Source organism: Ruminococcus sp. 5_1_39BFAA (assembly GCF_964240875.1).
Taxonomy (GTDB): domain Bacteria; phylum Bacillota; class Clostridia; order Lachnospirales; family Lachnospiraceae; genus Blautia_A.
Window position 1 is genome coordinate 1 of the sequence record NZ_CAXSVO010000095.1, and the last position, 802, is coordinate 802.

The 802-nt window shown below is 42.6% G+C and carries 2 protein-coding genes; both read left to right on the plus strand.

The window, feature by feature from the left end; all coding sequences use genetic code 11:
• On the plus strand, positions 1–425 hold a 425-nt coding region (locus ACESZH_RS23925), incomplete at its 5' end, for an ExeA family protein (protein WP_373219598.1).
• A 1-nt stretch (position 426) separates the two neighbouring features.
• Positions 427–687, plus strand: coding sequence for a DUF6618 family protein (locus ACESZH_RS23930; protein ID WP_373219599.1), 261 nt, complete (start codon positions 427–429; stop codon positions 685–687).
• The last annotated feature ends 115 nt before the right edge of the window (positions 688–802 follow it).

An 802-nucleotide genomic window follows, 5' to 3' on the forward strand; every position in this document is an offset into this window, starting at 1 on the left:
CACATTTATTGGAAAAAGAGACTCTGGAAGAGTTCCGTTTTCTCCTGAATTACCGCTTTGACTCTATGAGTCCAATGGCCGTTGTATTAGTCGGACAGACCGAACTGTGGACAACAAAACTGAAACTTCAGCGTTACGCTGCAATCCGCCAGCGTATTGACATGTACTGTGTACTTTCTCATCTGGACCGTGCGGAATGTGAAAAATACATCCGCAGTCATCTGGACTATTCCGGATGTCAGCAGGAGCTGTTTACAGAGAAAGCTCTTGATGAAATCTATCATTCATCTACGGGCATTCCAAGACTGATCAACCGTATTTGTGAGAAAGCATTGATGTATGCGTTTCAACAGAATAAACATCTGATCGATGATTACATGATTCGTTATGTTACAGAACATGAAATGCTGGAGGTTAGGGAATAGTATGGCAGAAATTCATCCAATCCAGCTTCATGCCCAGCCTTATGAGGCTAAACTCGATCTGAATGGTAACAGTTATCACTTAATCTTTGGCAGACAGATAAATGGATGGTTTTTATGTATTCCCAACCACCGGATAGGTGTGGAACTGGCACATCCTTCAGACCGATTCTGGAATAAGGAAAGTCTGGAAGCAGCCGGAATGGAGGCTAATGAAGCCAGTATGATCGCATGTGCTTTAAAAGAACTATCACAATTTATCTGATAATGCTCTGGGGAGGCAACTCCCCAGTCTGCTAACATAAATAAAGACAGAAAACTGAGCAACCTGTTGACAAGCGATGAAATCACATCAGCGACAGCTCATGAAATCGCTAACA

Excerpts from the sequence above, each read along its gene's own strand:
- ACESZH_RS23930 (WP_373219599.1), top strand. The coding sequence starts at position 427 with ATGGCAGAAATTCATCCAATCCAGCTTCATGCCCAGCCTTATGAGGCT.